This is a genomic window from Nesterenkonia sp. HG001 (assembly GCF_034438835.1).
Lineage (GTDB): Bacteria > Actinomycetota > Actinomycetes > Actinomycetales > Micrococcaceae > Nesterenkonia > Nesterenkonia xinjiangensis.
The window spans coordinates 32,676-51,516 of record NZ_JAOSZD010000003.1 but is presented as its reverse complement, the minus strand read 5'-3'; the positions used below and the strand labels follow the sequence as shown (position 1 = coordinate 51,516).

The 18,841-nt window shown below is 70.9% G+C and carries 21 protein-coding genes; 10 read left to right on the top strand and 11 right to left on the bottom strand.

Going from position 1 to position 18,841, the window contains the following annotated elements; all coding sequences use genetic code 11:
- Window positions 1-24 precede the first annotated feature (24 nt).
- Genes ODE13_RS05820 through ODE13_RS05805 form a run of 4 tightly spaced genes read left to right on the top strand, consistent with a single transcriptional unit; the run spans window position 25 to window position 4,237 of the window.
- Complete coding sequence (locus tag ODE13_RS05820) at window positions 25-1,206, top strand: hypothetical protein (protein ID WP_322478409.1); 1,182 nt, start codon at window positions 25-27, stop codon at window positions 1,204-1,206.
- Window positions 1,199-2,422 carry a TadA family conjugal transfer-associated ATPase gene (locus ODE13_RS05815; protein ID WP_322478408.1) on the top strand — a complete coding sequence of 408 codons (1,224 nt, stop codon included), beginning with the start codon at window positions 1,199-1,201 and terminating at the stop codon, window positions 2,420-2,422. The genes ODE13_RS05820 and ODE13_RS05815 overlap by 8 nt, the downstream gene beginning before the upstream one ends.
- Window positions 2,419-3,522, top strand: coding sequence for a hypothetical protein (locus tag ODE13_RS05810; protein ID WP_322478407.1), 1,104 nt, complete (start codon window positions 2,419-2,421; stop codon window positions 3,520-3,522). Before ODE13_RS05815 ends, ODE13_RS05810 begins: the two co-directional genes overlap by 4 nt.
- Complete coding sequence (locus tag ODE13_RS05805) at window positions 3,515-4,237, top strand: type II secretion system F family protein (RefSeq protein ID WP_322478406.1); 723 nt, start codon at window positions 3,515-3,517, stop codon at window positions 4,235-4,237. The genes ODE13_RS05810 and ODE13_RS05805 overlap by 8 nt, the downstream gene beginning before the upstream one ends.
- Here the strand turns inward: ODE13_RS05805 and ODE13_RS05800 are convergent.
- Both ODE13_RS05800 and ODE13_RS05795 read right to left on the bottom strand, forming a co-directional pair.
- A complete protein-coding gene (locus ODE13_RS05800) occupies window positions 4,227-4,928 on the bottom strand; it encodes a 2'-5' RNA ligase family protein (RefSeq protein ID WP_322478405.1) in 702 nt (233 codons plus the stop codon). The two genes, ODE13_RS05805 and ODE13_RS05800, sit on opposite strands and share 11 nt — an antisense overlap.
- 63 nt (window positions 4,929-4,991) lie before the next feature.
- On the bottom strand, window positions 4,992-5,813 hold the full coding sequence (locus ODE13_RS05795) for an NAD(P)H-dependent oxidoreductase (RefSeq protein ID WP_322478404.1): 822 nt from the start codon (window positions 5,811-5,813) through the stop codon (window positions 4,992-4,994).
- 88 nt (window positions 5,814-5,901) lie between these two features.
- Between ODE13_RS05795 and ODE13_RS05790 the strand changes: the two genes are divergently transcribed.
- The gene (locus tag ODE13_RS05790) at window positions 5,902-6,252 is read left to right on the top strand and encodes a helix-turn-helix domain-containing protein (protein WP_322478403.1); all 351 of its coding nucleotides are present in this window, start codon (window positions 5,902-5,904) and stop codon (window positions 6,250-6,252) included.
- 46 nt (window positions 6,253-6,298) lie between these two features.
- On the opposite strand, the gene ODE13_RS05785 is transcribed toward ODE13_RS05790, so the two are convergent.
- The 3 genes from ODE13_RS05785 to ODE13_RS05775 form a co-directional block, all read right to left on the bottom strand.
- On the bottom strand, window positions 6,299-6,982 hold the full coding sequence (locus tag ODE13_RS05785) for a hypothetical protein (protein ID WP_322478402.1): 684 nt from the start codon (window positions 6,980-6,982) through the stop codon (window positions 6,299-6,301).
- A gap of 89 nt (window positions 6,983-7,071) precedes the next feature.
- Window positions 7,072-7,794: an aminoglycoside 3'-phosphotransferase gene (locus ODE13_RS05780; RefSeq protein ID WP_322478401.1), complete on the bottom strand. Its 723-nt coding sequence runs from the start codon at window positions 7,792-7,794 to the stop codon at window positions 7,072-7,074.
- A 57-nt stretch (window positions 7,795-7,851) separates the two neighbouring features.
- Window positions 7,852-8,370 (bottom strand): TetR/AcrR family transcriptional regulator, encoded by a 519-nt coding sequence (locus ODE13_RS05775; RefSeq protein WP_322478400.1) that lies wholly within the window; start codon window positions 8,368-8,370, stop codon window positions 7,852-7,854.
- Window positions 8,371-8,392: 22 nt separating this feature from the next.
- Between ODE13_RS05775 and ODE13_RS05770 the strand changes: the two genes are divergently transcribed.
- Together ODE13_RS05770 and ODE13_RS05765 are read left to right on the top strand one after the other, a co-directional pair.
- Window positions 8,393-8,554 carry a hypothetical protein gene (locus tag ODE13_RS05770; RefSeq protein WP_322478399.1) on the top strand — a complete coding sequence of 54 codons (162 nt, stop codon included), beginning with the start codon at window positions 8,393-8,395 and terminating at the stop codon, window positions 8,552-8,554.
- A gap of 11 nt (window positions 8,555-8,565) precedes the next feature.
- Window positions 8,566-9,132 (top strand): hypothetical protein, encoded by a 567-nt coding sequence (locus ODE13_RS05765; protein WP_322478398.1) that lies wholly within the window; start codon window positions 8,566-8,568, stop codon window positions 9,130-9,132.
- On the opposite strand, the gene ODE13_RS05760 is transcribed toward ODE13_RS05765, so the two are convergent.
- Complete coding sequence (locus tag ODE13_RS05760) at window positions 9,092-9,826, bottom strand: PIG-L deacetylase family protein (RefSeq protein ID WP_322478397.1); 735 nt, start codon at window positions 9,824-9,826, stop codon at window positions 9,092-9,094. The genes ODE13_RS05765 and ODE13_RS05760 overlap by 41 nt on opposite strands.
- A gap of 84 nt (window positions 9,827-9,910) precedes the next feature.
- Window positions 9,911-10,321, bottom strand: coding sequence for a hypothetical protein (locus tag ODE13_RS05755; RefSeq protein WP_322478396.1), 411 nt, complete (start codon window positions 10,319-10,321; stop codon window positions 9,911-9,913).
- A 102-nt stretch (window positions 10,322-10,423) separates the two neighbouring features.
- Between ODE13_RS05755 and ODE13_RS05750 the strand changes: the two genes are divergently transcribed.
- The gene (locus ODE13_RS05750; protein ID WP_322478395.1) at window positions 10,424-11,005 is read left to right on the top strand and encodes a TetR/AcrR family transcriptional regulator; all 582 of its coding nucleotides are present in this window, start codon (window positions 10,424-10,426) and stop codon (window positions 11,003-11,005) included.
- On the opposite strand, the gene ODE13_RS05745 is transcribed toward ODE13_RS05750, so the two are convergent.
- From ODE13_RS05745 to ODE13_RS05735, 3 genes are all read right to left on the bottom strand, one after another.
- Window positions 10,960-11,424, bottom strand: a complete 465-nt coding sequence (locus tag ODE13_RS05745; RefSeq protein WP_322478394.1) for a DUF6069 family protein — start codon at window positions 11,422-11,424, stop codon at window positions 10,960-10,962. The genes ODE13_RS05750 and ODE13_RS05745 overlap by 46 nt on opposite strands.
- A gap of 137 nt (window positions 11,425-11,561) precedes the next feature.
- Window positions 11,562-12,518 carry an RNA polymerase sigma-70 factor gene (locus tag ODE13_RS05740; RefSeq protein WP_322478393.1) on the bottom strand — a complete coding sequence of 319 codons (957 nt, stop codon included), beginning with the start codon at window positions 12,516-12,518 and terminating at the stop codon, window positions 11,562-11,564.
- A 110-nt stretch (window positions 12,519-12,628) separates the two neighbouring features.
- A complete protein-coding gene (locus ODE13_RS05735; protein ID WP_322478392.1) occupies window positions 12,629-13,387 on the bottom strand; it encodes a class I SAM-dependent methyltransferase in 759 nt (252 codons plus the stop codon).
- Window positions 13,388-13,570: 183 nt separating this feature from the next.
- On the opposite strand from ODE13_RS05735, the gene ODE13_RS05730 reads away from it, so the two are divergent.
- Together ODE13_RS05730 and ODE13_RS05725 are read left to right on the top strand one after the other, a co-directional pair.
- Window positions 13,571-14,236, top strand: a complete 666-nt coding sequence (locus tag ODE13_RS05730) for an NAD(P)H-dependent oxidoreductase (protein ID WP_322478391.1) — start codon at window positions 13,571-13,573, stop codon at window positions 14,234-14,236.
- Complete coding sequence (locus ODE13_RS05725; RefSeq protein ID WP_322478390.1) at window positions 14,233-15,774, top strand: MFS transporter; 1,542 nt, start codon at window positions 14,233-14,235, stop codon at window positions 15,772-15,774. The genes ODE13_RS05730 and ODE13_RS05725 overlap by 4 nt, the downstream gene beginning before the upstream one ends.
- Here the strand turns inward: ODE13_RS05725 and ODE13_RS05720 are convergent.
- Entirely contained in the window at window positions 15,764-18,832 is a 3,069-nt protein-coding gene (locus ODE13_RS05720) for an AfsR/SARP family transcriptional regulator (protein ID WP_322478389.1), read from the bottom strand. The two genes, ODE13_RS05725 and ODE13_RS05720, sit on opposite strands and share 11 nt — an antisense overlap.
- Window positions 18,833-18,841 lie beyond the last annotated feature (9 nt).

Sequence of the window (18,841 nt, the reverse complement as noted above, 5' to 3'; positions counted from 1 at the left end):
GTCTCGGTCGACGAGGCTTGAGCCATGCCGCCCCGTCCCCCTGATCTCAGCCGGTCCGCCCTCTCCCTGCTTCCTGCGGAGGCAGAGGATCCGGAGCTGCTGCTGGTCACCGCTCAGCAGGACATCCGAGACGATGTCGCCCTGATGGCGGCCGTCCTCGGAGCGCGTCTGCACGTCTGCTCCATCTGGAGTGAGGCTCCCATCTCAGCCGAGAGCTGGGCGGCGGTGCTCTGCGGTCCGGATGCGCCTCCGCCGGAGAGGTGGCGCGGCGAGGTCCTGCTGGTCTCGGTCGAGGCGCCGGAGGCAGGGCCTGCCTATGTTCCGGTCCGTCCGGGCGAGGTGCGTGCCGGGCGTCCTAACCTGTGGGAGCTGGCGGCTCGGCATCCCCAGCTGCGGCCCGTGCCGCTGCCGCAGGGGGAGCAGTGGCTCACCGATCACCTCGCCTCCCTGGTGATGGACCGACTCCCCGGACGGGTGCTTGCGGTGCTCGGCGCTGTGGGAGGAGCAGGTGCTTCCACGGTGGCCTATCTGACGGCCGCCGAGGCAGCTGCTCGTGGGCTGAGGGTCCTGCTGCTGGACGCCGACCCGGACGCCGGCAGCGGGCTTCGCGCCCTCCGGGACCAGGCTCGCCGGACCGGGGCGCTGGTCGGCGCGGCGGCCGCCCTGGACTGGCAGGAGCTGGATCGCATGGACGGGCCCCTCTCCGCCGCCCAGCTGCCAGGAGCGCTCGCCGAAGTGGACGGCATCTCGCTGATCACCGGGGAACCTGCCGAGGACGACGCGGTGCCGACCGCTGTCTCGGCGGTGGTCGTCGCCGCGCGCCGTGCCGTGGACCTTGTCGTGGTCGACGCCGGACGTCGAGTCGGCGTCCTGGACGTCTTGGGAGGCCCGCCTGAGGCAGGGCTGCTGGTCACGGAACCGTCTCCGCGGGGTGTGGCAGCGGTGGGTGAGCTTCCGCTGCAAGGTCACGACGTCGACTGGTCCGTGGTGGTCAATGGGACCTCGCGCGGCGGGATCACTCCGAAGGAGGTGGGTCGTCGGCTGGGGCTTCGGGTCGCGGCTGAGTTGGCTGAACAGCGCTGGCTGCGCCGCAGCGGGGAGCTTGCGGAGGCCTATGAGCTTCTCCGCAGCCGACGCGGTGCGGCCTTCGCCGGCGCATTGGTCGAGGCGGCCGGGCTGGTCAGCGACGGTGAGCGGGATGGCTGAGCGGCTCGGCGTGCTCCGGGACGACGTCGACGAGGTGCTGTCACGGCTGCGCGAGGAGCTGACCGCCGGCACGGAACCGCTTACCGCGGCGCGCATCGCCGAGGCGGTACGCACCTCCGGGCGGGCGCTGGGGGCCGAGACCACGCGCCGACTGGTGACCTCCCTGCGGGATGAACTGGTGGGACTGGGGCCGCTGCAGCGATTCGTGGATCAGCCTGACGTGACCGACGTCCTGGTGGACGGGCGGCGGCGCATATGGATCGACGGGACCGGCGGGCTGACCGACACCGGAGTGCGTCTGGAATCCGAGGAGCAGGCGCGTGGCCTGGCCAGGAGGCTCATCTCGCTCTCCGGCGGACGCCTGGACGAAGGCCACCCCTGTGCCGACGGACGGCTGGGTCCCTGCCGCATCCATGCTGTGGTCCCCCCGGTGGCGGTGGAAGGAACTCTGATCTCCGTGCGTGTCGCCCGAGGCGCCCAGGCCGGGCTGGAGGACCTGGCCCGCCAGTGGGCGGCTCGTGACCAGTGGCTGGCCCTGATCCGCGGGATCGTGGAGAAACGCATGAACGTGCTGATCTCCGGGGCGACCGGCTCCGGCAAGACCAGCCTGCTCGCCGCGATGCTGGGCACCTGCCCCTCGGGCGAGAGGATCATCGTGGTGGAGGACACCACCGAGATGCTGCCGGACCACCCGCACGTGGTGCACCTGCAGGGCCGAGCCGGCAACGTCGAAGGCGCCGGCCGGATCGAGATGGGCGAGCTGGTCCGGCAGACCCTGCGGATGCGGCCGGACCGACTCATCGTCGGGGAATGCCGGGGCGCCGAGCTGCGAGACTTCCTGGCGGCGATGAACACCGGGCACCAGGGGGCCGCGGGGACCGTGCACGCCAATTCCCCGGAAGCGGTGCCCGCCCGGCTGGCGGCGATGGGGGCGCTCGCCGGCATGGCGCCGGAGTCGGTGGCTCTGCAGGCCGCCGCCGCCCTGGACGTGGTCATCCACGTGGAGCGGCGGGGTGGTCGACGCATGCCCGTGGCGGCATCCGTGGTCCGGCACCGGGAGGGGCGCCTGCACATGGAACCTGCACTGGTGGACGACGCCGTGGGCCCCCAGGGTCCCGCCTGGGAGGAGCTGAGGGTCCGTGCCGGGATCACCGAGCGCAGCGGGCAGGCGGAACGCGGGGGATCGGCCTGCCAGACGTGGAGGGACGGAGCATGATGCACACGGCGCTGCTCGTCCTCTCCTCCGGGGTGCTCGGCGTGGCGGCGATGCTGCTGCTGGTCTCGGGATCTCCCCGGAGAGGCCAGCGTCAGGGCCTCGCAGGCCCGTGCCCGGAGCCGGCCGTCGGAGGCCTGATCCGGAGCGGCTTGATCCGGGGCAGCCTGATCCGGGGTGGGCCGGTCCAGGGCGGTGCGGACCAGCGGGAGACTGCCCTGCCCATGCCGCGCGCTCGCCGCGAGGGCGCGCGCCGGCGCGCCCTGCGGATGCTCGGAATCGACGGCGGTCGTGGTGCCGGGGTGACTCGGGATGCGGCGATGCTGCTCCGCCAGCTGTCGGCGCTGCTACAGTCGGGACGCGGCCCTGGCCAGGTCTGGGCGGATCTGGCGCACCAGTGGGCCGCCCGGGGCCAGGGCACCTCGGTGGTCAATCCCCGGCGAGGCGCTGTGGAGCACCTCCCGATGGAGCATCCTCTGGCACAGCTGTGTGCCCGCGCCGCCGCTGCCGATCGGGCCGGGAGAGGTGCCGCCGACGGGCTGGACCGGTTCACGGCGGAACTGCGCGAACGGCTCAATGCCTCCGGCCCGCTCCGTCGGTTCATCGGGCCGAGGGCGTTGTGGACCGGCGCTCTGCGCCTCCACCGGACCGGTGCTCCCCGCAGGTCTGCGCTCCACCACCTGTCTGCGCAGCCCTGGGGCTCGGGGTCTGTCTCAGGCTCTGCGTCCCCGGCAGGATCCCGGCGCGACGATGTGCGGCTGCTGCGCGTGGCCAGCCGGCTGGCCGGGCTGCTCCGGCTCTCAGAGGACACCGGGGCGCCATTGTCCAGACTGGCCGAGGAACTCGCCTCCACCCTCGACGACGACGGCGAGGTCGCCGCCGCGATCAGCTCCGCAGTGGCCGGACCGCGCCTCACCCAGGTGGTGTTGGCCGCGCTGCCGGTGGGTGGGCTGCTCGTCGGCCAGCTCATCGGCGCCGATGTGCTCGGGGTGCTGTTCGGCTCACCCGCCGGACTCTTCTGCCTGAGCGCGGGCGGGGCGCTCATGCTGGCCGGAGTGTGGTGGAGCCGAGGGATGATCCGGGCGGTGGCCGGCGATGGGTGAATGGTCGACGAACGTGCAGGGGACACTGGGTCCTCTGACTGCAGGCATCCTGCTGGCCGCCGTGGCCGTCCTCCTGCTGGTGCCCCGAGCATCGCCGCTGCTCGTGGTCCGTCCCCGGCGGCCGTGGTCAGAGCGCCGAGACACCGACCGGGTGCAGGGCGGCCGCCGCCGGCGAGGCTCGGGCAGCGGCCCTGCTCACCGTCACGGTCGCGGCCACGGAGTCATCATCGCCCCTGGCCCGACCCGCGGAGCGGGCACGGCGTCTGCAATGGCTGCCGGGGAGGCCCCCGGGGAGGCTGATGCTGCGATGCTGCTGGATCTCACGGCTGCCCTGCTCACCGCCGGCGTCGGCATCGAGGCGGCCCTGGACAGGCTGGCTCGCACCATTCCTGGCGCGGCACCGCTGGCGGCGGTGCATCGGTCGCTGGTCGCCGGGGCAGACTGGGAGCAGGCCTGGGCGGGGCAGTCGGGGGAGCTTGCCGAGCTCGGTGCTCAGCTGTCCTTCGCCCATGCCACCGGAGCACCGACGGCGGAGCTTCTGCAGGTCGGCGCACGTCAGCTGCGCCGTCGGCGTCGTCATGCGGCAGAGCGACGTGCCGAGGAGCTCGGGGTCAAGATGGTGCTGCCGCTGGGGGCCTGTTTCCTGCCGGCGTTCATCCTGCTCGGCGTCATCCCCGTGGTGCTGGGTCTGCTGCCGCAGGTGTTCAGCCTGTGAGTGGAAGAACCGCCAAGGACCGGTGCTGCGGCCCGCCACCCGGCCCGGCGCCGAGCTCGGAACGCATCAGATGGGCCTCACCGGCGGTCCACACCGGGCCTTCGTAGACGGCGAGTGCCTCGGCGAACTGACGCAGCTGCACTGCGGCCCCCGGCGCGGCCGGTCGATGATGTCCCGGTTCTCCTCGGTGGCCCCGCTCTCCTCGATGCAGGGCTCCCCCGCGGTGGCGGCGGTCCGCTCCGACACGCCCCCGGGCCCGGGCCAGGGTGAGGTGGGCGCGGCGTCGCTCGTGCCGTGACAGGTTCGAGCCGGCCGTTCGGCCGGCCTGCTCGCAGGCGATCATGAGGTCGACCAGCGGGCCGTTGCGGCGACTGTGGGTCGAAGGAGCCTGGTCCTGCACCCCGGCCCAGAGGGTGCGAGAGGAGAACACCCCGGCCCCGCGAAGCCGCAGGTCCAGCGGTGGATGCGTGGCCAGTTCCAGGGTCAGACCGGCGATCAGCTCGTCGACGGCGCCCGCGGGTATCTCCCCATAGAACGCCAGGGTGATGTGGCGCAGCTCATCGGGCACCCACCGCAGCGCCGGGGGACCCTTGCCGGACTCCGGGGCAGCCATGGTCCGGACCGAGTCCAGAGCGCCGTCGAGGTGCTCCAGCACGTGGTCCGGTGGAGTCAGGGACACGAACAGCCGCATGTGATCAGCATGCCGCTGATCGGGCCGGACGGGAACCCCGGGCTGCACCCAGCTCGGGCCGCATCACCGCAGATGCACCGAGAGCCCTGTCTGCCCAGGAAGCACCTCGGGCTGCAGCTCCCACTGGTCCGTGTAGTCTCCGGTGAACTGTTCCCGATAGCGCAGCGGCTCCTCGTCGAACAGACGCACGAGCCGGTCGCGCAGCGAACTCCGAGCCCGCGCGTGGGAGTCCGCATCGGTGAAGTCCGCGCTCGGCAGGGCCCACGGCGCCAGCGGTTCCATCCCCGTGTAGGCGAAGGTTCCGTGGAGCAGTCCGAAGAGCAGCTCGTGGAGCTCGCCACTCTTGCCACGGGGTCCGATCGACGCCGGTCGGTCCCCCAGTGTGATGACGGTCAGGGCCCTGACAGCCCGGAAGGGCCCCTGCTCGAAGCGCAGCCGACGCCCCGTGTGCGGATCCGTGCCGAAGGCGAATCCGGAGACGAACACCCGGTCGAACCAACCCTTCAGGATCGCCGGCATGCCGTACCACCACAGCGGGAACTGCACGATGACGGCATCTGCCCGGCGCAGCTTGAGCTGTTCTGCGGCGACATCATCAGGCTGGGCGTCCTCCAGCTGCGCCCGTCGCCCAGCGGCGGAGACGCGGGTGGGGGAGACCCGACCGCGCCGGTCCAGGTTCTCCGGGCGGATCACCGGATCCCATCCCATCGCGTACAGGTCAGATTCGACCACCGTGTGGCCCTGTCGGTGAAGCGCGGCGATGCCGTCGCGGCGCAGCCGCCCGTTGAGCGAGTCGGACTCCGGGTGGGCGCTCACCCACAGCACGGTGCGCGAGGCCGGGGCTGAGGTCGGGGCTGAGGTCGGTGAGTCCCAGGAAGTCTTCATGAGACCAGTCTGCTTCGCTAGGGTAGGGAGCGACAGTACGGAGATTTTTGTCCCGGTGGGCCAGGCCCGAGAAGAACTGGAGAATGCGATGCGACTCCCCGTCCGGCGAGCCATGGAGGTCTGTCCCGTCGAGGTCGCCGTCTCGGTCCTCGGCGGCACCTGGAAGCTCACCCTCGTCAAGCAGCTGTCCGATGGCCCGCTCCGCTTCGGCGAGCTGGGCCGACGGGTGCCGGAGGCGAACCGCAAGACGCTCACCCGTCAGCTGCGTGAGCTCGAGGAGGACGGCGTCGTGCACCGCGAGGTCTACGCCGAGGTCCCTCCCAAGGTCGAGTACTCCCTGACCTCGCTCGGACGCAGCCTGGACCCGATCGTGGCCGCCATGGACGCCTGGGGCGCCGCCTTCGCACACAGCATCGGTCACCGTGGACAGGTGGTCTGATCCCCGACTGTGCCTGACCGCTGTGCTCCGCCGCCGCGGGTGTGGCTCAGTCCGGCAGGATCCGGATCTGCTGGGCCCCGCCCCGATCGCGCACGATGACGCCGTGGGCGGTCAACTGGTCGCGCAGTGACTCTGCCTCCCCGCTCCGGCCGTCTGCGAGCGCGCGGCGGCGCTCCCGCAGCATCGTGTGCAGCTCGGCGTCCAGCTCTCTGCTGCGATCCACCCAGGGGTGGAATTCGACGTCCCGAGGGTCCGTGGTCCCTGACCAGGGCAGCCCGAACATGCCGAAGGCCTCCTTCAGCTCGGAGGCGAGCCCGTTCTCGGAGGGTGTGCGGGAGAGCTCGCGGGAATCTCGAGCCAGCAGGACCAGGTCATCCTTGTCGAGGAACGCGTCGGAGATCTCTGCATGCCGGAAGACGGCGGCGCCCGTCTTCTGGTCCACCGTCACCGTCTGGGCATCCACGGTCACGGTGCCGACGTCGTGGTTCCACGCCGCGTAGATCAGGAACCCTGCGACGGCCCCCAGCACGGCCAGCAGCGGCACCGACCAGGACAGCGGCAGCTGGTCGAGCAGCCGCAGCGGAGCCGGCGAGCCGTCCAACCGATCCATCATCCAGCTGGTGGTCGGGCGGATCAGCATGGCCGCCACCCCGCCCAGGGCGGCGCCCGCCACGGTGAAGGCGGGACCGAGGCGGGAGCTGAGGCTTACGGTCACACGGGCGTCGGGCATCGTCGTCCTCCTCCAGCGTGGGGTCTCGTGGAATGATTGTCGTCCACCGGGGACGCGGACTCCAGGTGTCGTCGGTCTCCCGAGGGCGGTCAGCCCTCCCACAGTCTCCGGTAGAAGCTGATCCGCTCCCGGTCCGGCTCCACCCCGTATGCCTGGAAGAACAGCTCCTCGTGGCCGGGGCCGAAGTTGATGTCCCAGCCGATGCTCATGCTCGCGATCGCCAGGTCAGCCCATCGGTCGGCCACACCGAGTCCTCCCAGGTCCACGTGGGCGACGGCGTCGCCGTGGTCGTCGAGCAGGCTGTTCGGGACGCAGGGATCACCGTGGCAGACCACGAGGCGCTCCGGCTTAGGGGAGTCGGCAAGCCGCCCGTCGAGCCAGCGGCAGGTGAATGGACACCGGGCTACAGGCAGCGTGTCGTGGAGTCGTCGCAGTCCGCGGGCGATCGCCGGCACCGCGAGGAGAGGATCGGTCCGCCACCGCTGGGCCAACGGGTTCTCCGCCTCGATCCCGTCCGTGAGCAACCAGGCGCCGTCGTCCTCGGACCCGCAGGCCAGCACCTGCGGCACGGCGAGGAATCGGCCGGCCCAGCCGAGACGGCGTGCCTCCTCGACCAGGTCGACGTCGGCCAGCTGCCGCGTCGTCAGCCCGGCGCGCCGCTGCCACTTCAGGTACCGGGTCCGGCCGCCGTCCTCCAGCCGGAAGGTCCGCCCGCCGAGCTCGTTGGTCCACACGAGGGACGCGGTGGATCCGTCCATCAGCCGCCGCACAGGGGCAGGCAGGTCGTCCAGGCCGGGGGTGGCATCGGTCATGGCTCCATCTCACCACAGCCGGTGCGGCGCTGTGCGGCAGCGAGGGCCCCTGCGGCGTCAGAGGGCGAGCGAGCCCACGAGCCGCGCCGCGAGGCCCTCAGCATCGTCGACCGGGGTGCCCGTGTAGCCGGAGAGGAAGCCTTCGTGCAGTGCAGCTCCGGTGAGGAGCCGAGCGGTGGCGTCGGCGTCGCAGGTGGCAGAGACCCGGCCCCGGGCGATCTCCTCCTGGAGGTGGGCGGTGATCGACGACGACGGCGCCTGGGGCCCGGCCCCGCGTGTCTCCAGCGCGGCGCGATGGGCGGTCAGCAGGGCATGGTCGCCGAACAGGGCGGCGGCCATGGGAAAGTTCAGGGCGTAGAAGGCGATCAGCCGAGCGGTGATCGCCGTGAGGATGTCGCGGACCTCGCCTGCGCCTGCGGCCTCCCCCAGTAGAGGCAGGCGTGGGGATCGCTCCTGCAAGACGGCGAGGAAGATGTCCTGCTTCTCAGGGAAGTGCTTGTACAGCAGGGCCTCGGAGCAGGAGGCTGCGCCCGCGATCCGTTTGGTGGTCGCCCGTGCCAACCCGTCCGTGCGCATGACGTCGGCGGCCGCATCGAGGATGCGTTCCCGGGCCGACGGTCGGGGGCCCTGGTCTGGACTTCTCCTGCCCGGCGCCGTCGTGCTGGCCACGGCCTCGCGGCGCAAGGTCCGCTCCGTGGTGCCCGATCTTGCCGCCGGCGCCCTGGGTCTGCTCGCCGTCGTGACGGCGGTGATCTGGTGAGAGGGGCGTCGGTGCTGCTCAGGGTCGGCGTCCCGGTGGCGATCCTCCTCGAGCTCGGGGCGTTCCTGGGCAGCCTCTCCGGCGCCCCGGTGGCCCTCGGTGAAGGCTGGGGAGCCACGCGGGAGCCCGCCGTCGGGGCATGGCTGCTGCTGGGCGTCGGCTGTCTGTCGCTGCTCGGCCTGTCCCGTGCACCGAGGGCGGCGGCGCTCCTCTGCGCGGGCTCGTATGTGGCGTACATCCTCAGCGGCTATGAGTTCGGGCTGACGCTTCCGCCGATGCTGGTGGCCCTCGTCCTCGCGGCCGCGGGAAGACGGCTGTCCGCCTGGTCGCTCGCCGGGGGCTGCCTGGCCGCCACGCTGGTCTGGGTGGACGGGCGAGCGCGGGGGATCCTCGACCCCGACGTCGGGCTGCTCGTCTGGGTGGCCTTCGGGGCAGTGAGCGCGATCTTCTTCCTGATCCCGCCGCTGATCGGGGAGCTTCTGCTGGCTCGTCGCACGGTCTGCTTGCCGGGAGCGGCGCCGGCGCCAGAGACCCGCCTCAGCCCATCGGGTGGACCGCCACCCCGAGAGCGTGGGTGATGCCGTCGACGCCGGCGGAGGCTCCCAGCTCTGCGGTGAACCCCTCCAGCATCCCGCGCACGTCGAAGTCCCCGCCCAGCTCCGCGAGATACTCCTGGTGGGCCTGCAGTGAGGCGATGCCCTTCTCCAGCGGTTCTCCGGTGACGTCCACCAGGTGAGTGGGTTCGGCGCCCACGACGATCAGCTCCTTCGCGCCCCAGGGCTCCAGCCGCTCCTGCTCCAACAGTTCGCGGAACACCCAGGGGTTGTCCGCGTCGCGCACAGCGTCCACGACGGCGATGCCGGCTGCCCGGTGGTCCGCATGGTTCAGGCCCCACTCCACCTTCAGCTCCCACGGCTGGGTGACGACGACGTCAGGACGGACCTGCCGGATCCGGCGGGCGATCAGGCGTCGGGTGTCCAGGTCTGCCTGCAGCATGCCGTCGGGCAGATCGAGGATCACCAGGTCCTCGACGCCGACGATGTCACAGGCCCGCCGCTGCTCGGCGCTGCGCAGTGCGGCGACCTCCTCCGGATCGCGGGACCGCATGCCTGCCTCGCCGGCGGTCAGCAGCAGGTAGGAGACCTTGGCTCCTCGGGCGGTCCAGCGGGCGACGGCGGTGGAGGCCCCGTATTCGAGGTCATCGGGGTGTGCGGCGACGCACAGCACCCGGGAGAGTCCGGCGTCGTCGTAGAGCGGCAAGGTGGTGTCCATGGGCCCAGCGTAGTCAGCGGCGGGGCTCGGGTCACCGGTCAGGGTCCGGTGCTGGTGCGGCACTCGGCGGCGCAGCCCGTGGGGTCAGCTGATCAGCAGCCCGATGCCGAGCGTGGCGAGCCCGGCCACCAGGAACGTGGCGCCGATCCACAGCAGGACGATCAGTCGGTTCGGCTCAGTGCGCCCCGCCCCGGCAGCTGAGAGGAAGAAGCCGGCGGGCATGAGGATGGCCGCCACGAGAACCCCGGACCGGGCGAGCCACTGCCAGCCCCCGGGCAGGCTCGTGGTCTCGGCGAACAGTACGCAGATCAGCCCCAGGATGATCAGGACGCCGGCGTGTGCATGGCCGGCGCGGAAGAAGGAGACCTGGAAATCCGTGGCGGGGACGTGGCCCCGGACCACCTTGGTGAGGAAGTGCCCGCCGAAGGCCACAGTGATCGCGGCGAGCATGACGATGCCTGCGGTGGTCTGCGCGGCGGGGGAGAGGTCGATCATGGTCGACTCCATTCATGGTGCGCCCATGGGTGACGGCGACGTTCTATGACACTGTTATATAACGGCGTGAGAAAACCTCGTGTCAAGAGTAGACTCCTCACCATGGCCCGCCCCCGAACCCATGACGAGTCGCTGAGGACCCGGCTGCTGGAGGAGGCCTCCCACGTCATCGCCTCCTCCGGAGCGCAGGGACTCTCGCTGCGGGGGGTCGCCGGCAGCGCACAGACCACCACCGCAGCCGTCTACTCCCTCTTCGGTGGCCGGGACGCGCTCATCCAGGCCGTGGTGGAGGAAGGGTTCCGTCGTTTCGGCGACGCGCTCGCCGACGTCGCGCACACTGCGGACCCCGGTGCAGACCTGCTCGCCCTGGGGGTCGCCTACCGGGAGTTCGCCCTGGCCGATCCGCACTTCTACCGCATCATGTTCGATGCTCTGGACGAGACGTTCGACCGTCCCGCCACCCCGGTCTCGCCGACCTTCCTCGTGCTGCGGGCCGCCGTCGCCAGGGCGCTGGGCGTTCCAGATGATCGAGGCTCCGCCGAGCAGGCCGCCCTGCGGATCTGGGCGCTGGCCCACGGCCTGGTCAGCCTCGAGCTCAACGGCCTGATCCCCGGTGACGACGCGGCCAGGCGCCATGCCTATGTGGAGACGCTCCGCTCCGCCCGGGGCATGGTCTCCGGCTGAGTCTGCCGGACGCGCAGGGCCAGGACGGCGAATCCCGCGGTGGGCAGCAGATGGAACAGCAGCAGCGTGGTGCTGGTGATCGCGTCATGGGCGACCACCGCCGGCACGACGCTGGTCGGCACGAAGATCACCAGCACGGCGATCAGCAGAGCTGTCAGCCCGAAGCGTGAGCGGCGCACCAGTCCGAGGACGGCGACTCCCAACACCAGCGGCAGGGCGGTCTTCCACGCCACGTCGAACCACACGATGAGATGATTCGGCTCCTGAGCCGGCGGGTCCAGCAGTATGGTCGCCCCGAGCCCCCGGGCGGCGGCGTAGAGAGCGAGGTTCAGCAGGGTCGCGGCCAGCACGACGAGGGTTCCTTCCCTCAGCAGAGAGCGGGGCGAGGTCTTGAGACTGCGGTCAGCGGTGGTCTTCATGATGTCCTCCCAGATGCGGTGCGGCGGGGAGACCGCCGCCTGTCACCTCTGAGGACGAGAGGAGGGCCTGGTCTGTGACATGACCTCATCTGTGACATCAGGACACCTGGGCGCCTGACCCGACGGGACCCGCAGGATCAGGTGGACGTGTCGCTCTCCTCGCGTGCGGCGCGGCGGGCCTGCTGGAACTCGTCCTTCAGTCGCCAGATGTCGCTGACCGCGCCCAGATGCCTCAGCTTGTCGGGATTGCTGATGAACCGGATGGTCTGGATGCGTCCGTCGACGACGTCGAGGACCACCACATTGACGATCGTTCCCTCCTCGGCACGGGTAATCAGGCCCGGCGCCCCGTTGACCTCGCGCAGCTGCAGCGTCACCCCGATGGAGACCATCGGCGGGCCGACCGAAGCCAACAGGCTCGCGACCTTCTCCCGACCGGCGACCGGGCGGGGCAACGAGGGAGCCTTCCCTCCGCCGTCGCCGACCATGGTCACCTCGGCGGCGAGCAGCCTCCGCAGCCCCTCCACGTCGCCCTCCCGGAAGGCGGCCATGAACCTCTCGGTCAGCGCCTGACGATCGTGTTGGTCGGCGTCGAATCGCGGACGCTGCCGGGCTATGTGGCGCCGAGCGCGGCTCGCGAGCTGTCGGCAGGCGTCCTCGGAACGCTCCACGGCCTCGGCGATCTCGGCGTAGTCGACGTCGAAGACCTCACGCAGCACGAACACCGCACGCTCCAGGGGGCTGAGCCTCTCCAGCAGCAGCAACGACGCCATGGAGATGGACTCGGTGAGTTCGGCCCGGGCCTCGGGGCCGTCGGGGTCATCCGTGAGGATCGGCTCCGGAAGCCACTGCCCCACGTACTGCTCCCGACGCGCCCGGGCTGAACGCAGCACGTCCACGGCCAGCCGGGTGACCACCGTGGTGAGGAACGCCCGAGGTGCTTCGACGACGGCGTCGGCGCTCGCATAGCGAAGCCATGCCTCCTGCACGACGTCCTCGGCCTCCGCCGCGCTGCCCAAGATCCGGTAGGCGATGGAGAACAGCAGAGGGCGCAGCTCGATGAACTCCTCGGTCCGCTGCTCACGGTCGGTCATCGAGCACCCCTTTCGGGGGTACGGTAGCCCGTGCCGTGCAGGGGAGGACAGGTCCGCCGCCTGAGCAGCTGGGCCCACCACGTGACGGGCGGGAGCATGAGGTGCCCCGTTCAGCCCGATGCTGGTCGGCGCCACACGGAGACATGCGAGTCCGACTCTGCGGTGAACTCGGAACCGTGCCAGTCCGCGGCCCGGTGCTCGGGTGCGAGTCCTGCCATCTGGGCCATCAGGTCGCATTCGGCCGGCCAGATGTAGCGATGTTCACTCAGCCCGTGCACACCGCGGGCAGGCCAGTGGTGGTGCGATGTCAGCCTCTGCGTGACCGGGTCGACGACGTCGAAGCCCAGATGCTCTTCGGTCACCTCGAAGGGGCATGCCAGCTGGCCTGGCGGCAGGCGGCGCAGTGGCGGGACACCGAGCTCGATCACGAAGCGACCACCCGGGATGAGATGTCGGGCCGCATTGCGGAAGCATTCCACCTGCTCCTGCTGCGTCAACAGGTTCGAAATCGTGTTGTAGACCAGGTAGACCAGCGAGAACTCCCCGGGCACCCGCGTCGTGGCCATGTCCCCGAGTGTCACGGGCACGGTCCCGGCGTCGACCTTGGTGCGCAGCTTCTCGACCATAGGGGCCGAGAGCTCAATGCCCTCCACCGGCACGCCTCGGGCGGCGAGGGGCACCGCGATCCGGCCGGTGCCCACGGCGAACTCCAACGCTCGCCCGCTCCCGGCAAGTCTCGCCAAGGCGTCCACCACAGGCTCCACCGCCTCCGAGGTGCCCATCCAGCCGAGCGTGTCGTCGTACCGGCGGGCCGTGGCTTCGCTCCACACCTGGCTGCTGGGCCGGTGGTCGGTCTCTGCATGGTTCATGGAACCTCCTGGTCAGGAGGGTACTGGACGGTCGCACCGGGCGGAAGGCCTGGCACCCGACGCCGCCGGAGCATCCACGGAGCATCACCGGAGCACTCTCGGAGCGGGTGTCCGTCACGCTCGCAGATGAGCCGCACGACACCACGTGCGGCCTCACCCATCCACACCGAGAAGGAGGATCCCATGACTGCGAGCACTGAGACCACAGGCCCTCAGGCCACTCCTGGTGGCACCGTCGACGCCGTCGAGACCGTCCAGGAGCGGCCGCGGCTGGTCGTCATCATCGGCAGCACCCGCCCGGACCGGTTCGGGCCCACCCCCGCCTCCTGGTTCGCTCGGGAGGCGGAGAAGCACGCCGGGTTCGACGTCGACCTCGTCGACCTGGCCGGGTTCGACCTGCCGCCCGGACTTGGAGGGAACGATCCGGAGGCGGCGCTTCCCGAGGACGTCGCAGCCTTGGGACGTCGGCTGGTGCGCGCCGACGCCTTCGTCGTGGTGACGCCGACCTACAACCGCAGCTACGCGCCGGTGCTCAAGACAGCCATCGACTGGTTCTACTCCGAGTGGAGCCTGAAGCCGGTCGGCTTCGTCGCCTATGGCGGCCACTTCGGGGCTTTCCCTCCCATCGAGCACCTGCGTGGCGTCTTCGTGGAGTTCAACGCGGTCCCGCTGCGTGACGCGGTCGTGCTCCAGAGGTTCTGGGAGCGCTTCGACCACGATGGGCGCGCCGTCGACGCCGAACGGATGGGTCGGTGGGCGCATAAGTTGCTCGATCAGCTGACCTGGTGGGCGCTCTCTCTGAAGGAGTCTCGGGCCCGGCGCGAGTACCCGGCGGGGATCGCCGAATGAGCACCGCGGTCACGGGTGAACGCCACACCGGAGGCGGGGCTCGGGCGCCGAAGGCCACAGCGCGGCAGTGGCTCGGGCTCACGATCATGGTGGTCCCGCTGTTCATGCTCGCCACCGACGTCACAGCTCTGTACCTGGCGATGCCGGCGATCAGTGCTGATCTTGCTCCCACGGGTTCCCAGTCGCTGTGGATCCTGCATATCGGGGAGTTCCTCACGGCGGCCACCATGATCACCTTCGGGCTGCTGACCCGGCGGATCGGTGCTCGACGGCTCCTGCTGGGGGCGGTGGCCGCCTACGGGCTCGCGTCGCTGACGGCGGCCTTTGCGGCCGATGCGGAGATGCTCATCCTCGCTCGGGCCGTGCTCGGCGTCGGAGCCGCCGCGTTCACCCCTGCAGGGCTGGTGATGATTCGGACCACCTTCCAGGATGATCGGCAGTACGGGATCGCCTTCGCCCTGTTCATGGCCGCCTTCTCCGGAGGGATGGCGGCAGGACCACCGTTCGGCGGTTTCATCCTGGAGCACTTCTGGTGGGGTACGGTGTTCCTGATCAACGTGCCCATCGCCGCGGTCCTGCTGCTGAGCGGACCGCTGCTGCTTCCCCGCAACCACGCCGACCGCACGGTCCGCATCGACCTGGCCAGCGTGCTGCTCTCCGTGGCGGCGATCCTCGCCCTGGTCTACGGGATGCAGGAGATCGCCGCATCCGGTCCCGACCCGATCAGCGTGGCCTCGGCGGTGCTCGGGATGATCCTGGTGCTCGTCTTCCTGCGGCGCCAGGCACGTACGGTCCACCCGCTGCTGGACCTCTCGCTGTTCCACAGCCGGGTGTTCTCCGGGCTCCTGGTGGTGCTCTTCCTCGTGATGTTGGGGACGATGTTCGTCGACATGCTCATGGCGCAGCACCTTCAGATGGTCCGTGGACTGAGCCCGTGGGAGGCCGGGCTGGTGCTGCTGGCTCCGGCGGTCGCAGCCACCGTGGGCACCGCGGCCGCACCGCTGGCAGATCGTGGGGGCCCGGTGGTCGGCGGGCTGCTGCTCGGGATCGGAGGAGCCGCGGGCCTGATGCTGGCTCTGCGACTGCCCGAGAGCGGCGTGGTCGAACTCGCGGCGCTGCTGGCGGTGACGATGCTCATGGCTGCCCCGTACATCACGCTGCTCTCCCAGCGGCTCATCGGGGCCGCCCCGGTGGAGAAGACGGGGTCCGCCACTGCGCTGCAGGAGGTTGCGGCGAGCCTGGGGGGCGCCTCGTCGATCGCGCTGATGGGTGCCGGTGCCCTGATGATTCACCGCACCGTCCTGGGGAGCGCGGCCCCGGGGAGTCTGGACCCTGAGGTCGTCGACGCCGCCGGGGAGAGCTTCGGCGCGGCCCCGGCGGCGGCCGTGGGATTGGAGGCCTCCGATGCTGACGCTCTGCTCCATGCAGCCGACGCCGGCCTCACCGCGGCGACCCAGGCGGGCTACCTGGTCTTCTCCCTGGTGGTCCTGCTCACGGCCGTGGGCATCGTGGTGTTCGGCCGCCGGTTCAGGGGCTGAGAGGGCGCTGCTGGTCTGAGGGCCGGACGTCCGGCGTCGTCGCCTCCAGCACCCGGCGGACCCACCTCTCGGGGGTCCGTGAGGAGACCTTGGAGCGGTGCAGGGCAGCCTGTGCGTCGTCGCCCTCGTGGTCGGCGAGCTCGGCCAGTGCGAGTTCGGCGAAGGCGGCCTCGGCTCCGAAGCCGCAGTGCAGGCTCAGCATTTGGGCTCGCTGCAGATGCGCTCGGGCGGCGGACGGATCAGCGTCGGTGAGTGCATGGAGGCCGCGCACGGTCTCCCAGTAGGACTCCTCGCCGAGGGCTCCGAGCTCTCGGGCCAGTGCGGCGGCTTCCTGGGCAGCGGCGGCGGAGGCGCCTCGGTCGTCGTCGCGCTCAGCCTGGAGGTGCTTCATGCCGAGGATCTGTATGAGTCCGTAGGCATCTCCGTGGGCGCGGAGGATCTGCTCCGCGTCGTGGTGTCCAGGCATCCCGACGGCGGTCTCCCCGGCGTCGAGGAGGAACCAGTCGCGCTGGGTCGAGGCGAAGGCCGCGCCGCGGAGGTCCCCGGCGTCGACCAGATGCTCCACGGCCTCATCAGCCAGTCGACGTCCCAGCGGCCGGCGCTTTCGGGAGGCCAGGAACGCTGTGGCGGCGAACCACTGGACCTGCATGCGGGCCAGGCGAACCTCGGCCGCGGGCTGGAAGGGCGGACCGCCGCCCTCCAGCGAGCAGAACTCGTCCAGAGCGCGCAGGATGCGTCCATGGAGGTCCGGTCGTCGAGCGTCGGTGATCTCCGCGAGGAGCTGCACCTGGGCATGGGCGGCGTCCCGCGGGCCGGGACAGTCCGCGGCACGTCGCAGCTCCGCACCCAGTCCGACGACGGCGCCGGTCATCCATCGATGCCAGAACCAGGAGTTGGCCAGTCCGACGGCGTCGTCACCCCGCTCCTGTTCCACGGCTTCGTCGAAGGCGTGGATGATGTGGGTCCGCTCCTGCTGCAGGCGCACCACCCAGTCTCTGGCGTGGGCGGAGAAGAGGTGCTCCTGGGCGCAGGCGACTTCGTCCCGCCAATGCCGCAGGTGGATCAGGGCGAGGTGCTCACGTTCTCCGGATTCGTGCAGCTTCTCCGCGGCGTAGGCAGAGACGGACTCCAGCAGATGGTACCGCCGCCCGTGGTCGCCGTCCTCGGCGACCACCAGGCTGCGTTCGACCAGGCTGATCAGTGTCGGCATGACCTGTCCGCAGCGCAACGGATCCCCTGGGGCATCGGCACAGATCGATTCGATGGTCTCCAACGTCCAGGAGACCGGGTGCACCGCCAAGCGCCGCAGCAGGATCTGCTCGGGCTCGTCGAGCAGGGACCAGCTCCAGTCCAGCATTCCGCGAAGGGTCTGCTGGCGGCGGGGCGCACCGCGTCCGGGGCGGCGCAACAGATCGAGTCGGTCGTTGATCCGTGCGAGCAGCGTGTCGAGGTCCAGCGCCACGGTCTGCGCGGCGGCCAGCTCCAGGGCCAGCGGCAGCCCGTCCAGGCGACGGCACAGCTCAGCGGCGGATGCTCTGACCGCCGGATCGTCCGGGAGGTCCGGTCTGACCTCCCGGGCTCGGGTGAGGAAGAACTCGATGGCGCTCTCCACCGTCCCGGCCATCGGCAGAGGGTCGAGGGGAATGCGCTGTTCGCCGGGCAGGCCGAGGGGCTCGCGACTGGTGGCGAGGATGTGCAGCGAGGCACCGCCGGCCAGCAGCGCATCGGCGACGGCTGCGGTCTGGCCCACGACATGCTCGCAGTTGTCCAGCACCAGGAGTCCGGGACTCGCCTGGAGAGCCGTCACGAGCTGGGACAGCAGGTCCGGAGCCTCGCGGCGGGGCACGGTGAGTCCCATGCCCTCGGCGATGGCGCGGGCGACCCGGTTGTCGCCGAGGGCCGGACCTCCCGGTGGTTCCTCCATGGCTGGGGGTTCGGGGTCGAGGCTGGTGAGGTCGATGAATCGGGCTGGGTGGCCGGAGTGCTCGATGAATCTCTCGGCGGCCCGGACCGCCAGGCGGGTCTTGCCCACTCCGCCGACGCCCAGGATCGTGGTCAGCGGTCCCTGCTGGAGCCGACGGTCCACCTCACGCAGCTCCTGAGAGCGGCCCAGGAAGCTGGAGGCGAAGGTCGGAAGGACCCTCCGCGCCCCAGCGATCGGTGCGGCAGAAGGGCGGAGGTCGGACGCAGAGCCTGCCTGCACGGAGCCGGGGTTGTGCAGGGACGGGTCCTGCTGGAGGATCCGGACGTGGAGGGCGGCCGTGTCCTGATCGGGGTCGGCTCCGAGCTCCTCCACCAGGTGCCGGTGGTGCCGTGCGAACACCCCGAGCGCATCGGGCTGGCGGCGTGCTCGATGCAGGGCCAGCATCAGCAGTCGGCAGAGCTCGGCCCGCAGCGGGTTCTGGGCGAACGCCGGCAGCAGCACCTGTGAGGCCTGCTGCGGTTCGTGCCGGCCCAGGAGGGCGGCGCCGAGCATCTCCGTGGCTTCCAGGCGCAGCTCTCGCAGCTGCTGGATGGTCGGGGCGAGCCATGCTGCGTCACGAAGCTCGGCGTAGGGCTCACCGCGCCAGAGGCCCAGTGCTTCACGGAGCAGTGGAGCCCTCTCCGCCGGATCGTCATGGTCGCGGGCCGCCGAGAGTAGAGTGCGGAGCTGTTCAGCGTCGACCTCGAGCCGGATCTCAGCGCTCTCCGGAGGTGCTTCCTCCTGGTCGGGAGCGTCGGTCCCTGGCCCGTGCCGGGAGGGCTCGACGTCGGGCGTCCGATCGAGGCAGGCGGCGAGCCGGTGGCCTCCGGGGCCGCTGCTCAGCAGAGCTCGTCCGCCGGGATGCGCTGCATCCAGGACGGAGCGCAGCTGCGAGAGCTTGGCCTGCAGCACCCGAATCGGGTGGGCGGGGAGGTCGGCGCCCCACACGCGCTCGATGAGGGTGTCGGAGGGGACGGCGTCTCCGAGGTCGGCGGTGAGCGCGGCCAGCAGCGCACGGACCTTGCGTTCGGGGACCTCCACCGTCTCCCCCGTGGAGGCCCGCAGCCCGATGGGGCCCAGGACCTCTATCCTCATGGTCGACAT